This window comes from Bradyrhizobium sp. SUTN9-2 (genome assembly GCF_003122645.1).
GTDB classification, from domain to species: Bacteria; Pseudomonadota; Alphaproteobacteria; order Rhizobiales; family Xanthobacteraceae; genus Bradyrhizobium; species Bradyrhizobium yuanmingense.
In genome coordinates, this window is sequence record NZ_LAXE01000001.1 from 4,428,164 (window position 1) to 4,441,421 (window position 13,258).

A 13,258-nucleotide genomic window follows, 5' to 3' on the forward strand; every position below is an offset into this window, starting at 1 on the left:
CGCGGCTATCCAGAGTTTCGGCCACCTTGGGGTCGATCTGGCCGCCGAAACGGGTCAGGCAGCGGAACGCGGCCTGGATGTGGCCGCCGGGACAGCCGAAGCGGTCGTAGAGGTCGAGATGACGGAATGCGGTATCGAGGTCGTCCCGCCACATCAGCCGCACCACGCGCCGGCCGAGCCAGACGCATTCGGGATTGCCGGCCGGGCCGTTGATGACCTGGGCGGCTTCCGCGAACTCGTCGGTGCGGCGCTGATTCTGGGCGGCGTCCTTGGCGGCGTCGGCGGGCTGGGCTGCTGCCTTGCCCTGTTCGGGGCCCGGCGGACCGCTCTGGGCGGAGGCGCCGCCAGCACCGGTCAGAACGAGCAGGCAGGAGACGGCCAAGGTGGCGGCGAACTGCCGCAGGACCGCATTTCGTGACTCGAACACCCGTTGCCGCATGAATTCCCCAATGTATGCGCTGGCCGTCCGCGTCAGGAGCCCCGCGGACGCGCTAGCTGATGGCGTCCAAATAGGTCTCCAATGCGGCGGAAAAGTCTTTCGGAGTCCATGACCTGTATTTCGAATTTTGTCCAGCAAAGTCACGATCCTAGATCACAGTGAACCGGCGCAGGTAAATTCCTTGGGGGCGCAAGGGATCCACCGGACGTGCCCCCTTGGCAGACGGCGTGCGAGAAGGTAATCGACGGCCCTTCGCGGAGGACGGAACCGATTTCTCTTCGTACGCCACTGGCGCTTCTGCTCGTCTCACTGGGTGCGATCGCTGCCGTGTGGTGGTGGCTTGCCACGCCGATCACGCTCGCGCGCGCCCCGATCGATCCCGCCGACAAGGTTCAATGCGTCTCCTACGCGCCGTTCCGCGGCGAGCAGTCGCCGCTGGACGCATGGACCCATATCGATGCCGACCAGATCGAACAGGACCTGCGCCAGCTCAAGGAGATCACCGACTGCGTCCGCACCTATTCGCTGGAGAACGGGCTCGACCAGGTGCCGGCGGTCGCCGCCAAGGTCGGCGGGATGAAGGTGCTGCAGGGCATCTGGCTCTCGAGCAACCGCACCAAGAACTACGAGCAGGCCGGGCTCGCCATTCGCCTCATCAAGCAATTCCCTGACGTCATCACCTCCGTCATCGTCGGCAACGAGGTGCTGCTGCGCGGTGAGATGACGACGGCGGACCTCGTCGCTCTCATCCGCCTGGTTAAGACCCAGGTCGGCGTGCCCGTGACCTATGCCGATGTGTGGGAATATTGGCTGAAGAACCGCGAGGTGTATGACGCCGTCGACTTCGTCACGATTCATATCCTGCCCTATTGGGAGGATTTCCCGATCAGGGCGAAGTTCGCTGCCGCCCATGTCGAACAGATCCGCGAGCGCATGGCGGTGGCGTTTCCCGGCAAGGAGATCCTGATCGGCGAAACCGGCTGGCCGAGCGCGGGCCGCATGCGCGACGGCGCACTGCCCTCGCGCACCAATCAGGCGCGCGTCGTCTCGGAAATCCTCGGCCTTGCGAAGGCGCAGAAGTTCCGCGTCAATCTCATCGAGTCCTACGACCAGCCCTGGAAGCGCAGGCTGGAAGGCACCGTCGGCGGCTATTGGGGCCTCTACGACTCGGTGCGCAGGAGCCTGAAATATCCGCCGGGACAGCCGATCAGCAATTTCCCGTACTGGAAATGGTACATGGGCGCCGGAATGGGGCTTTCCGTGCTGGTGTTCGCTGTCGCGCTGATCACGCTGCGCCGCCGGCCGTGGACACCGCGTTTCCCGGCCTGGCTCGGCGTCGGCATCTCGGCGACGACCGCCGGAATCCTGCTCGGGATCGGCGCCGACAAGATGTACTACGAGAGCTACGGGATCGGCGGCTGGCTGCTCTGGGGCGCGTTGCTGCTGGCCGGCATCCTGTCGCCGATTTTCTGCGCGCAGGCGATGGTGATCGGCCGCAGCCTGCCGACCTTCCTCGACCTGCTCGGCCCGCGCGAGGGCCGGAAATGGTCGAAGCTCACGGCGGTGCTCGGCCTGACGCTGGCGGTGACCGCGGTGATCGCTTCCGCGACCGCGCTCGGCTTCGTGTTCGATCCGCGTTACAAGGATTTTCCTTACGCCGCGCTGACGATGGCTGTGGTGCCGTTTGCGCTTCTGATGCTGAACCGGCCGCAGATCGGCCAGCGTCCGATCGCCGAAGCGGTGTTCGCGGGGGTGCTGGCGCTGTCCGCCGTGTACGTGCTGTTCAACGAAGGTCGCGACAATTGGCAGTCGCTATGGACCTGCGCGATCTATCTGTTGTTCGCGCTCACGCTGTGGCGGGCGCGGGCCGAGCAAAGCCAAGAATAAGCAGGCCGATCGCAAGGCCCGACAGCACGACATTGTAGAGCACGATGCCGAGGCCGGCGGCGATGAGGCCGACGGTCAGCAGCACGATCGACGGCCGCATCAGGTTCAGCGTCGCAACCACCAGCGCCACGATGCCGAACACCGAATTCTTGAACAGCACGGTCGAGACCGAGCGCGACTTGCAGACCAGGGTCTGAAGCCCGGCGTCGCAGGCGAGCGCTACTTGCGAAAACTCGATCGCGAGATAGCGCACGTAGAGCGCGCAGCCGACGGTGACGAATCCGACCACGAGCAGGAACTGCACCTGGTAGGGCGTGAGGCGGAAGGGCTTCTTTGTCATGGCCGCAATATGGTCGGGAAGGCGCGGCCAGGCAACAGGGCAGGCGAGGTTTCTGTTGATCCGCCCGGGCACTCTCCAGGAACACGCGAGCCTCCCGCTGGTTCTCAACATTGTGTTGCCAACACCGCCTAGGAGTGAGGCATGGACAAGCCGACGCAGGAGCAGCTGAGCGAGCTCAAGAGGCTGAGCAAGGAGGCGCGAGTCGAGGATTGGTCGGACATCGTCCAGTCCAAGGACGAGGCGGAGATGCGCATCCGCGATCTGAAGGAGAAGGCGCGCATGGAATAGGTCATCGCCTGCGCCAAGGGGCGATCAGCAGGCGATCAATTGCGACCTTGCGTGTTCCGGCTCTGCTCCGCCAGCCGGCGCTCGTATTTTTCAGCCAAGGCGAGCAGTCGCTTCCTGATGTGGGGATCGGCCCGCTCGGTCAGTTCGCGGATCAACGCGAGTTGCTCCCGCAGAAAGTTCGCGTCCGTCATCTCCGCTCCGAATCAAGTCCGGTACGGAGTGTGCCGTGTCAGGTTGGTCTCGTTCGTATCATTTGGTACTTGGGCGGAGGCATGAAGCCGCTCACCGGCCATGTGCGACTACCAGACTTACTTCAACCCCAGGCGACGTTCGAGCCAGCTGAGCGCGAACAGCACGAATAACGTGACTGCGATGGCGGCGCCCACCAGCAGCCAGGCGCCCAGCGCGCAGGCGATGCCAAGACCGGCAGCGATCCAGACAGTCGCCGCGGTAGTGAGGCCATGAACCGTCTTGGCCTTGACGTCGTGCAGGATGACGCCCGCACCGATGAAGCCGACGCCGCTCAGCACGCCGGTAACAATGCCTTGGACCACCCTCGAGACTGCATCCGGGTGGTCGCGCAAATTCTGAAACTCGATCACGGAAATCGAGATCAGCGCAGAGCCCAAGGCCACCAGCGCCAGGGTGCGCATGCCCACCGGCTTGTCGTTCATGTCGCGGTCGATGCCGATCACGAGGCCCGTAGCCGCCGCGACGAGTAGCCTCAGCACATCATCCAGTTCGTTCATCAAGACCCGCGTTTCTGGAGGGGCGACGCTTCGCGCACGTCGGACATGGACCTGCGAACTTGCTGCCAAGCGCGGCCGAGGTCCAAGCGTCCGTTGGTCGCATGCTGGCTGCGTGCGCGCCGGGACCGAGGCGTCATTGTCGCCTGAAGAACGACGACAGCGTCGATCCCGCGGACGACGCTGCCGCCTCCGGTTTCGCCGGTGCTGGCGCCGGCTGCGCGGCGGGAGCGGGGGCGGGCTCGTCGCGCTTGGTGCGTTTTGAGGAGTAGCTGCGGCGGCGTTGCGGCTTTTCAGGCTTCGCGCTCGACACAGGCGCCGTTTCGGCTGGAGGGCCAGCGTCCTGGCTCGTCTCCGAACCCTTGTCCGGGACTCTGTCCTGAGTCTTCTCTTGCGTCTTGTCTTGTACCTTGTCCGGACCGCCACGCATCGACAGGCGCTGGCCATCGAACACGGTGGTCTCGCAGTGACGATTGCTCTCGGCGAGACCCGCGCAGAATTTTGCGGCGGCGGCGGCATTGACCAGGGGGCCGGCGCCCAGGCGGAGCTGCATGCCGAGGCCGGTGTTGCCTTCCTTGATCATGATGATCGGCCGCAGCGCTGCGATCTCCGGGTTGGACTTGGTCACGCCGCGCCAGAGCGCGCGCAGGCCGTCGATCGAGTTGGCGCCGCCGAGATCGATCGCAAAGCGCGTCTGCTGAACGGCGATGGCAGGGGATTCGCTCTCGGCTGGCTCTGGCGGCTTGGTTGCTGCCGCCACGATTTCGGCTGCGGCGGGCGCCGGCTCGGCCTTCTGCTCGGCTGTCTCAGGTTGAATCAGTTTCGATGCGGCCGGATCAGGTGGCGCCATGAGGGACTTGGCGGGCACCAGCGGAATGGTCGGCAGCGCCGAAGTCATGGCCGGATTCTGTTGCACGAGCGAGGCGGCGGCCGCGGTCTGCGGCGGCGGGCTCGGCGGCTCCTTCAACGTTTCCTTCTGAGCATCCTTTGGCGAATCCTTCTGAGCATCCTTGGCGGCTTCGCTGCGCGGCTTCTCGCTCGTCGCCGTCGGCGTCGAAGCAACCGGCGCGACATTGGGAGCCGCGGGTGCTGCGTCCTGCGGCTTCGCGCCCGGCGGCGGCGCGGCCGCTTGCTTCGCTATGGCGCCGGTGACGGAATCGAGCCCTTGCTCCAGCACGGTGACGCGCGAATACAGCCGGTCGCGGTCGCTGTTCAGCGTCTCGATCGCGGCGGCGAGCCGGCGCGCTTCGTTCTGGCTCTCCTTGGTCAGCAGCTGCAGCCGGTCGGCCTGGTGCACGAGATCGGCGGACGCAACCTGGTCGCGCCGCCAGCCGAGCTGGGCCTGGTTGGCCATCAGGGCAATGACGACGGCGCCGACGGCCGCCACGCCCCACGAGCCCAGCCGCCACATCATGCGCCGGTCGAAGGCGCTTTCCTCGGCCAAAAGTCCGGAGAACAGCCCGCCGGTCTCCTTGGTGGAGAAAGCGTCCGCCAGTGGGTCGGATTCCTTTGCCATGAATGTTAAGCGCCCAGCCCCGTCCGGCTTCCCCGAATCAATCAGGGAACATTAACAGGAAAAGCGCGCCGCACTTGAATTCCGGGCGTTTGCGGGGGTAGCAAGGCGATAGCTTCCGAGGGCGTTGCCGCCCGTCCGCGCCAATTTGATTCGGCCATAGCTGTCAGGATTTCGATGACCGCCCGTTCCAGCCTCACGATCGTGCTCGCCGCCGGCGAAGGCACGCGCATGCGATCGAGCCTGCCGAAGGTGCTGCATCCGGTCGCGCACCGGAGTCTGCTCGCGCATGTGCTCGCCGCCGCACCCAAGGGAACCGGCACCTCGCTCGCGGTCGTGATCGGTCCCGATCATCAGGCGGTCGCCGACGAAGCCAAGCGCATCCGTCCCGACGCGCTGACCTTCGTGCAGGCCGAGCGGCTCGGCACCGCGCATGCGGTGCTGGCGGCGCGCGAGGCGATCGCGAGCGGCGCCGACGATCTCCTCATCGCGTTCGGCGACACGCCGCTGATCTCGGCCGAGACCTTTGCGCGGCTGCGCGCGCCGCTCGCCCGCGGCGCAGCCATTGCCGCGCTCGGCTTTCGCGCCGCCGACCCGACCGGCTACGGCCGCTTCATCGTCGAGGGCGACCGCCTGGTTGCGATCCGCGAGCAGGCCGATGCCAGCGCGGACGAGCGCAAGATCGATCTGTGCAATGCCGGCGTGATGGCGATCGACGGTCGCCGTGCGCTCGACATTCTCGGCCAGATCGGCGATGCCAATTCCAAGGGCGAATATTATCTGACGGATGCGGTCGAAATCGTCCGCAGGCAGGGATGGGAGTCGGTGGTGATCGAAACCAGCGAAGACGAGGTGCGCGGCATCAACACCAAGGCGCAGCTCGCCGAGGCCGAAGCCGTAATGCAGGCGCGTTTGCGCAAGGCGGCGATGGAGGCCGGCGTCACGCTGATCGCGCCGGAGACGGTGTATCTGTCCACTGACACCGTGTTCGGCAAGGACGTGACGATCGAGCCGTTCGTGGTGATCGGCCCCGGCGTGTCGATCGCGGACGGCGCGGTGATCCACTCGTTCTCGCACATCGTCGAGACGACGCTCGGCAAGAAGGTCTCGATCGGACCCTATGCGCGGCTGCGTCCCGGCACCTCGCTCGGCGACGGCGCGCGCATCGGCAATTTCGTGGAGACCAAGGCGGCGACGCTGGAGGCCGGCGTCAAGGTCAACCATCTCTCCTATATCGGCGACGCCACCGTCGGCGCCAATTCCAACATCGGCGCCGGCACCATCACCTGCAACTACGATGGCTTCAAGAAGCACAAGACGGTGATCGGAAAGGGCGCCTTCGTCGGCACCAACTCCTCGCTGGTCGCCCCGGTGACGATCGGCAATGGTGCCTATATCGGCTCGGGCTCGGTGATCACGAAGGACGTACCCGACGACGCGATGGCGCTGGAGCGGAGCCCGCAAACCATCCGGGAAGGCGGCGCGGCGCGCTATCGCGAGATGAAGACCGGCGGCAAGAAGCCGGAGACGTGAGCGGCGCTATTCTTCGTCGGCGAATTCGGAGAAGATCGCGCGGGTCAGGCGCCAGCCGCGCGGCTTGGCGCGCTTCACCGGCTCGCCTTCGGGATGCTTGATGAAGAGGGGCTTGTTCTCTTTGCCGCGCAGCGGCGGCGGCCAATGCGCAAGGTGCGTGCCCGTGGTCTCGCTGGCGCGCAGATACATCGACGACAGACCCTTGCGGTCGGATGAGCCTTTCATGGCCTGGTTCTCCTGACCGGAATCGTTGGCCAAATGTATTGACAATGAGTTAACTAGCGCGGTTTAAGGCCGGCCAATTCGACGCAGACGACGCAGCGGTCGCGGGCCCGTGCTGTCTCAATCAGCAATAATTATTGAGTATCTGGTTCCCTGCGATTTTCGCTAAAAACCGGGCGTGTCGTTTAGGCGATTTTTCGACGATTTGGGGGATAGTGATCCGCATGTGCGGGATTGTCGGCATTCTCGGGCGCGAGCCGGTTGCAGAGCAATTGGTGGATTCGCTCAAACGCCTCGAATATCGCGGCTACGATTCCGCGGGCGTGGCCACGCTCGAAGGCAAGCACCTGGAGCGCCGCCGCGCCGAGGGAAAGCTGAAGAATCTGGAGAAGCGGCTGGAGGCCGAGCCGCTCAAGGGTACCACCGGCATCGGTCACACGCGCTGGGCCACCCACGGCAAGCCGACCGTCAACAACGCCCACCCGCACGCGACCGAGCGCGTCGCCGTGGTCCACAACGGCATCATCGAGAATTTCCGCGAGCTGCGCGAGGAGCTCGAAAAGAAGGGCACGGTGTTCCACACCGAGACCGACACCGAGATCGTGCTGCATCTCGTCGACGATTTGCTCACGCGCGGCAATAAGCCCGTGGAAGCGGTGAAGCTGACGCTGGCGCGCCTGCGCGGCGCCTTCGCGCTCGGCTTCATCTTCGCCGGCGACAACGACCTCATGATCGGCGCCCGCAACGGCCCGCCGCTGGCGATCGGCTACGGCGACGGCGAGATGTATCTCGGCTCGGACGCCATCGCGCTCGGCCCGTTCACCGACACGATCAGCTATCTCGAGGACGGCGACTGGGCGGTGCTGACCCGCAAGAGCGCCGCGATCTTCGACAAGGACGGCCATGCCGTCCAGCGCGACAAGATCAGGCACGCCGCGTCGACCTCGCTGGTCGACAAGGCCAATTACCGTCACTTCATGGCCAAGGAGATCCACGAGCAGCCCGAGGTGGTCGGCCACACGCTGGCGCGCTACGTCGATATGGCGACCGAGCGCGTCGCGCTACCGGTCAAGCTGCCGTTCGATTTCAAGAACATCCAGCGCATCAACATCACCGCTTGCGGCACAGCGAGCTATGCCGGGTTCGTCGCCAAATACTGGTTCGAGCGCTTTGCGCGCCTGCCGGTCGAGGTCGACGTCGCCTCCGAATTCCGCTACCGCGAGGCCCCCTTGCGCAAGGGCGACCTCGCCATCTTCATCTCGCAGTCGGGCGAGACCGCCGACACGCTGGCGGCGCTGCGCTATGCCAAGGCCGAGGGCGTGCACACGATCGCGGTCGTCAACGTGCCGACCTCGACGATCGCGCGCGAGAGCGAGACGGTGCTGCAGACGCTGGCGGGACCGGAGATCGGCGTCGCCTCGACCAAGGCGTTCACGTGCCAGCTCATGGTGCTGGCAAACCTTGCGATCGCGGCCGGCAAGGCGCGCGACGAATTGTCGGACGAGGACGAGACCAAGCTGGTCCACGGGCTCGTCGAGGTTCCGCGCCTGATGGCCGATGCGCTCACGAGCGAGCTCCAGATCGAGAAATTGGCGCACCGGATTGCCAAGTCGCGCGACGTGCTCTATCTCGGCCGCGGCACCAGCTTCCCGCTGGCGCTCGAAGGCGCGCTCAAGCTGAAGGAGATCTCCTACATCCACGCCGAGGGCTATGCCGCCGGCGAGCTCAAGCACGGCCCGATCGCGCTGATCGACGAGACCATGCCGGTCGTCGTCATCGCACCCCACGACCGCGTGTTCGAGAAGACCGTCTCCAACATGCAGGAGGTCGCCGCGCGCGGCGGCAACATCATCCTGATGACCGATGCCAAGGGCGCGGCGGAGGCGACGGTCGAGTCCCTCGTCACCATCGTCATGCCCGATATGGCAGCAGCCTTCACGCCGATGGTCTATGCCGTCCCGGTGCAGCTGCTCGCCTATCACACGGCCGTCGTGATGGGGACCGACGTCGACCAGCCGCGCAACCTCGCAAAATCGGTGACCGTGGAATAGGCAATCTGGATTTCGATCGGCCGCTCTCTTCCAAAACCTGCTAGAAGACCCTAGCTTGTGGTAGCGACCGACCTGGAACCCGAATGACCCCCCGCGACGACGCGCCTGCGCCTCTTGATCCCGTTCCGGAACCGCATACCGGCCTGATGGGCCGTTTCCGCAATTATTTCCTGACCGGCCTCGTGGTGACGGGGCCGATTGCGATCACCCTCTATCTGGTCTGGTGGTTCGTTACCTGGGTCGACGGCGTGGTGCGGCCGTTCGTGCCGCTGGCCTACCGGCCGGAAACCTATCTTCCCTACGTCATTCCCGGCTGGGGACTGATTGTCGCATTCTTCACGCTGACGCTGGTCGGCTTCCTCGCGGCCAATCTGATCGGCCGCACGCTGGTCGATGTCGGCGAGACCTTTCTCGGCCGGATCCCGGCGGTGCGCGCGATCTATCGCGGCCTGAAGCAGGTGTTCGAGACGCTGTTCTCGGGCAAGGGCTCGAGCTTCCGGAAAGTGGGCCTTGTCGAGTTTCCTTCGCCGGGCATGTGGTCGATCGTGCTGATCTCGCAGTCGCCGAACGAGGACATCTCGCGCAGCCTGCCGGGGCAGGAGGAGCACGTGTCGGTGTTCCTGCCGTGCTCGCCGAACCCGACAACCGGCTTTTTCTTCTATGTCCCCAAGAGCAAGATCATCGAGGTCGATCTCACCGCCGAGGACGCCGCGACGCTGATCATGTCGGCCGGCGTGGTGCAGCCGGGCTCGTCGCCCGATCCGAAGAAGGCGGCCGCGCTTGCGGGCATGGCGAATGCCGCGCGTATCGCCAATGCCTCCACGCTCCGGCCCGAGCCTGCGAAGGCGGAGTAGGGCCATTCCGTTGCGGGATGGTCGCGTTCACGCGGGCGCATTCGTCCTCTGCTAGGCTCAGGTCGACCGAACCTGCCGCTCGGAATTCGACCTGGAGTGCACGATGTCCAAAACCATTGCGATCCTCGCCCCCGGCGCGATGGGCAGCGCGGTGGCCCGCCGCCTCAGCGAGAACGGTGCGCGCGTGCTGACCTCGCTGCAGGGGCGGAGCGGGGCGACGCGCAAACGTGCGGCGGACGCCGGCATGGTCGGCGCCGAGGACGACGCGATCGCGGACGCCGACATAATCCTCTCGATCGTGCCGCCGGGCGAGGCCGTCGCGCTGGCCGAATGGCTGGCGGCGCTGATCGTCAGGCGCGAGAAGAAGCCGGTCGTGGTCGATTGCAACGCCGTCAATGTCGACACCGTGCAAAGAATCGAGGAGATCATCGGCTCTGTGCAGGCGCCGTTCGTCGATGCCGGCATCATCGGCTTTCCGCCGCAGCCAGGTGGCAAGAGCCCGGCCTTCTACATGTCGGGCGAGCATGCCAAGGACGTCGTCGTGCTTGGGGATCTCGGCCTCGACGTGCGGATCGTCGAAGGCCCGGTCGGCGCGGCCTCGGCGTTGAAAATGTCCTATGCCGGCATCGTCAAGGGCCTCGCCGGCATCGGATCGGCGATGGTGATCGCAGCCACGAAGGCGGGCGCGGCCGATGCATTGCGCGACGAGCTCGCGCTGAGCCAGCCCGCCATCTTGGCGCGGCTCGAAGTCGCGCTGCCCGACATGATCCCGAAGGCCTATCGCTGGGTCGCCGAGATGCGGGAGATTTCAGGATTCCTCGGGCCCGATCATCCGGCCAGCCAGATCTACGAGGGCTTTGCGCGGTGGTTCGAGCATCTGGCGGAGGATGCGAAGGGGGAGGCGGCGGATGCGGAGCTGATGAAGGCGTTTGCGGCGAGCATCGCGCGGAAGAAGGCCTGATCGCGCGCATTCTCGCTCTCTCAACACGTCATTGCGAGCGCAGCGAAGCAATCCAGACTGCCTCCGCGGAAAGATTCTGGATTGCTTCGCTGCGCTCGCAATGACGTGGAGGTTCCGGTGCCTTTGCGTCTGTCACGAACCTAGCGGCACTGCCTCAAAGTTAGCCCGCTCCGATCAACGGGATCGCTTCGTCTCGTTCGTACAGATACATCAGGCAGCGCAGCGCCTCGCCGCGCTCGCCCTTCAGCTTCGGATCCTCCTTGAGGATTCGCAGCGCTTCGTCTCTGGCCTGGGCGATCAGCTGGCCGTGCACCTCCGGGCGCGCGATGCGGTAGCCGGGCAGGCCGCTCTGGCGCACTCCCAGCACGTCGCCTTCGCCGCGCAGCTTCAGGTCTTCCTCGGCGATGCGGAAGCCGTCGGTGGTCTCGCGGATCACTTTCAGCCGCGCCTTCGACATCTCGCCGAGCGGCTCGCCATAGAGCAGGATGCAGGTCGATGCTTCGGAGCCGCGCCCGATGCGGCCGCGGAGCTGGTGGAGCTGGGCAAGACCGAAACGCTCGGCGTTCTCGATCACCATGATGGTGGCGGCCGGAACGTCGACGCCGACCTCGACCACGGTGGTCGCGACCAGCAGGCCGATGTCGTGCGCGGCGAACTGGGCCATGACGCGGTCCTTCTCGGTGCCCTTCATCTGGCCGTGGACGAGGCCGACGCGATCGCCGAAGCGCTTTTGCAGGGTCTCGAAACGCTTGGTGGCGTTGGTGAGATGCTCGGTGCCCTCAGCCTCGGACTCCTCGACCAGCGGGCAGATCCAGTAGACCAGCTTGCCGGCTTCGAGCGCACGGCCGACGCCTTCCATGACCTCGCCGATGCGGCTCATCGGCACGGCGCGGGTATCGATGGGCTGGCGGCCGGCCGGCTTTTCGCGCAGCTCGGAGATGTCCATATCGCCGAAATAGGTCAGCACCAGCGTGCGCGGGATCGGCGTTGCGCTCAGCACCAGCACGTCGACAGCCTCGCCCTTGGACGTCAGCGCGAGGCGCTCGCGCACGCCGAAACGGTGCTGCTCGTCGACGATGGCGAGCGCGAGATCCCTGAACACGACATCGTCCTGGATCAGCGCATGGGTGCCGACGAGCAGGTCGATCCCGCCCTCGGCGAGCTCAGTGATGATCTCGCGCCGCTCCTTGCCCTTCTCGCGGCCGGTGAGGATCGCGACCCGCAATCCCGCGCGCTCGGCGAGCGGAGCGATGGTCTTGATGTGCTGGCGCGCCAGGATCTCGGTCGGGGCCATCAACGCGGCCTGCTTGCCGACCTCGGCGACCGCGGCAGCCGCGAGCAGCGCCACCACGGTCTTGCCGGAGCCGACGTCACCTTGCAGCAGGCGCAGCATGCGCAGCGGCTGCTTGAGGTCTTCGGCAATCGCCGCCGCAGCGTTGCGCTGTGACGGTGTGAGCGCGTAAGGAAGGGCATCGATGATCTTGTTGCGCAGATGCCCGTCGCCGGCATTGCGCACGCCCGCAGGACGGCGCAGCTGCGCGCGGATCAGGGCGAGCGCGAGCTGGCCGGCCAAGAGCTCGTCGAAGGCGAGGCGCGACCAGAACGGCCGGTCGGGCAAGATGTCGGTCAGCTCGACCGGCTGGTGCACGCGATTGAGCGCCTCCGCGATCGGCGGGAAGTCACATCGGCGCAGCACCTCCGGGCTGATCCATTCCGGCAGCGCGGGAAGCTTTTGCAGCGCCTGCGCGATCGCGCGGCGGAGCGAGCCGAGCGCGAGCCCTTCCGTCAGCGGATAGACCGGGTCGATCCCTGACAGCTTCGAGATCGCCTCCTCGTCGAGCACGCGATCGGGATGCACGATCTGCGGGATGCCGTCGTACATCTGCAGCGTGCCGGAGACGAAGCGCTTCTCGCCGACCGGCAAGAGCTTTTCGACAAAGCCCGGCTTGGCGCGGAAGAAGGTCAGCACCACGTCGCCGGTATCGTCGCTGGCGTAGACCAGATACGGCGCGCGCGCGTTGCGCGGCGGGGGCGGGCGGTGACGATCGACGGTAACCTCCAGCGTCACCATGGTTCCAACGGCCGCGTCGCGGATCTTCGGCCGGGCCCGGCGGTCGATCACCTGGCTCGGCAGATGCAAGAGCAGATCGACCAGCCGCGGCGTCTCGCTGCGGCTGAGCAGGTACTGCAACAGCTTGTCCTGCTTCGGACCGACGCCGGACAGGCTGGTCACGGGAGCAAACAGCGGATTAAGCAGGCTGGGGCGCATGAGAGCGAATCTAGGATCGTTTCGGCCCGTCATGCCCCGCTTTATGCCGGGCATCCACGTCTTTTTTCGTAGCCGCCCGCGAGCTCCGGCCATGCCAAATCAAGGGCTGACACCGGGGGTCCAAGTGGCTATATCACCCCCGCCCGGCACGTCCG

13 protein-coding genes are annotated in these 13,258 nt (G+C 65.9%); 6 read left to right on the forward strand and 7 right to left on the reverse strand.

The window, feature by feature from the left end; all coding sequences use genetic code 11:
- A partial coding sequence (locus tag XF30_RS20665; protein ID WP_109145791.1) for a beta-1-3, beta-1-6-glucan biosynthesis protein occupies positions 1 to 439 on the reverse strand: 439 nt, incomplete at its 3' end.
- A 327-nt stretch (positions 440 to 766) separates the two neighbouring features.
- Here XF30_RS20665 and XF30_RS20670 point away from each other — a divergent pair.
- Positions 767 to 2,326 carry a glycoside hydrolase family 17 protein gene (locus tag XF30_RS20670; protein WP_244608984.1) on the forward strand — a complete coding sequence of 520 codons (1,560 nt, stop codon included), beginning with the start codon at positions 767 to 769 and terminating at the stop codon, positions 2,324 to 2,326.
- On the opposite strand, the gene XF30_RS20675 is transcribed toward XF30_RS20670, so the two are convergent.
- Positions 2,286 to 2,666, reverse strand: a complete 381-nt coding sequence (locus XF30_RS20675) for a hypothetical protein (RefSeq protein ID WP_036012544.1) — start codon at positions 2,664 to 2,666, stop codon at positions 2,286 to 2,288. The two genes, XF30_RS20670 and XF30_RS20675, sit on opposite strands and share 41 nt — an antisense overlap.
- Before the next feature lie 141 nt (positions 2,667 to 2,807).
- Here XF30_RS20675 and XF30_RS38180 point away from each other — a divergent pair, with 141 nt between their 5' ends.
- Positions 2,808 to 2,954: a hypothetical protein gene (locus XF30_RS38180; protein ID WP_156447140.1), complete on the forward strand. Its 147-nt coding sequence runs from the start codon at positions 2,808 to 2,810 to the stop codon at positions 2,952 to 2,954.
- 35 nt (positions 2,955 to 2,989) lie between these two features.
- On the opposite strand, the gene XF30_RS38565 is transcribed toward XF30_RS38180, so the two are convergent.
- From XF30_RS38565 to XF30_RS20685, 3 genes are all read right to left on the reverse strand, one after another.
- Positions 2,990 to 3,145, reverse strand: a complete 156-nt coding sequence (locus XF30_RS38565) for a hypothetical protein (RefSeq protein WP_192893202.1) — start codon at positions 3,143 to 3,145, stop codon at positions 2,990 to 2,992.
- Between the two features lie 117 nt (positions 3,146 to 3,262).
- A complete protein-coding gene (locus tag XF30_RS20680; RefSeq protein WP_036012541.1) occupies positions 3,263 to 3,703 on the reverse strand; it encodes an MgtC/SapB family protein in 441 nt (146 codons plus the stop codon).
- 133 nt (positions 3,704 to 3,836) lie between these two features.
- A complete protein-coding gene (locus tag XF30_RS20685; protein ID WP_109143694.1) occupies positions 3,837 to 5,216 on the reverse strand; it encodes a hypothetical protein in 1,380 nt (459 codons plus the stop codon).
- A 174-nt stretch (positions 5,217 to 5,390) separates the two neighbouring features.
- Here XF30_RS20685 and glmU point away from each other — a divergent pair, with 174 nt between their 5' ends.
- Positions 5,391 to 6,746: a bifunctional UDP-N-acetylglucosamine diphosphorylase/glucosamine-1-phosphate N-acetyltransferase GlmU gene (glmU, locus tag XF30_RS20690; protein ID WP_109143695.1), complete on the forward strand. Its 1,356-nt coding sequence runs from the start codon at positions 5,391 to 5,393 to the stop codon at positions 6,744 to 6,746.
- A gap of 6 nt (positions 6,747 to 6,752) precedes the next feature.
- Here glmU and XF30_RS20695 read toward each other — a convergent pair whose 3' ends face one another.
- Positions 6,753 to 6,971, reverse strand: coding sequence for a hypothetical protein (locus XF30_RS20695; protein ID WP_036012532.1), 219 nt, complete (start codon positions 6,969 to 6,971; stop codon positions 6,753 to 6,755).
- A 221-nt stretch (positions 6,972 to 7,192) separates the two neighbouring features.
- Here XF30_RS20695 and glmS point away from each other — a divergent pair, with 221 nt between their 5' ends.
- The 3 genes from glmS to XF30_RS20710 all read left to right on the forward strand — a co-directional run bounded on the left by glmS (position 7,193) and on the right by XF30_RS20710 (position 10,834).
- Positions 7,193 to 9,019, forward strand: a complete 1,827-nt coding sequence (gene glmS, locus XF30_RS20700) for a glutamine--fructose-6-phosphate transaminase (isomerizing) (RefSeq protein ID WP_109143696.1) — start codon at positions 7,193 to 7,195, stop codon at positions 9,017 to 9,019.
- Between the two features lie 83 nt (positions 9,020 to 9,102).
- The gene (locus tag XF30_RS20705; RefSeq protein WP_036012517.1) at positions 9,103 to 9,873 is read left to right on the forward strand and encodes a DUF502 domain-containing protein; all 771 of its coding nucleotides are present in this window, start codon (positions 9,103 to 9,105) and stop codon (positions 9,871 to 9,873) included.
- A gap of 103 nt (positions 9,874 to 9,976) precedes the next feature.
- Entirely contained in the window at positions 9,977 to 10,834 is an 858-nt protein-coding gene (locus XF30_RS20710) for an NAD(P)-dependent oxidoreductase (RefSeq protein WP_109143697.1), read from the forward strand.
- A 160-nt stretch (positions 10,835 to 10,994) separates the two neighbouring features.
- On the opposite strand, the gene recG is transcribed toward XF30_RS20710, so the two are convergent.
- Positions 10,995 to 13,103 carry an ATP-dependent DNA helicase RecG gene (gene recG, locus XF30_RS20715; RefSeq protein WP_109143698.1) on the reverse strand — a complete coding sequence of 703 codons (2,109 nt, stop codon included), beginning with the start codon at positions 13,101 to 13,103 and terminating at the stop codon, positions 10,995 to 10,997.
- Between the last annotated feature and the right edge of the window lie 155 nt (positions 13,104 to 13,258).

Bases quoted from the DNA above. Each gene is read 5' to 3' on its own strand.
- XF30_RS20675 (WP_036012544.1), bottom strand. From the start codon at position 2,666: ATGACAAAGAAGCCCTTCCGCCTCACGCCCTACCAGGTGCAGTTCCTG.
- XF30_RS38180 (WP_156447140.1), top strand. From the start codon at position 2,808: ATGGACAAGCCGACGCAGGAGCAGCTGAGCGAGCTCAAGAGGCTGAGC.
- XF30_RS38565 (WP_192893202.1), bottom strand. From the start codon at position 3,145: ATGACGGACGCGAACTTTCTGCGGGAGCAACTCGCGTTGATCCGCGAA.
- XF30_RS20680 (WP_036012541.1), bottom strand. From the start codon at position 3,703: ATGAACGAACTGGATGATGTGCTGAGGCTACTCGTCGCGGCGGCTACG.
- XF30_RS20685 (WP_109143694.1), bottom strand. From the start codon at position 5,216: ATGGCAAAGGAATCCGACCCACTGGCGGACGCTTTCTCCACCAAGGAG.
- glmU (WP_109143695.1), top strand. From the start codon at position 5,391: ATGACCGCCCGTTCCAGCCTCACGATCGTGCTCGCCGCCGGCGAAGGC.
- XF30_RS20695 (WP_036012532.1), bottom strand. From the start codon at position 6,971: ATGAAAGGCTCATCCGACCGCAAGGGTCTGTCGTCGATGTATCTGCGC.
- glmS (WP_109143696.1), top strand. From the start codon at position 7,193: ATGTGCGGGATTGTCGGCATTCTCGGGCGCGAGCCGGTTGCAGAGCAA.
- XF30_RS20705 (WP_036012517.1), top strand. From the start codon at position 9,103: ATGACCCCCCGCGACGACGCGCCTGCGCCTCTTGATCCCGTTCCGGAA.
- XF30_RS20710 (WP_109143697.1), top strand. From the start codon at position 9,977: ATGTCCAAAACCATTGCGATCCTCGCCCCCGGCGCGATGGGCAGCGCG.
- recG (WP_109143698.1), bottom strand. From the start codon at position 13,103: ATGCGCCCCAGCCTGCTTAATCCGCTGTTTGCTCCCGTGACCAGCCTG.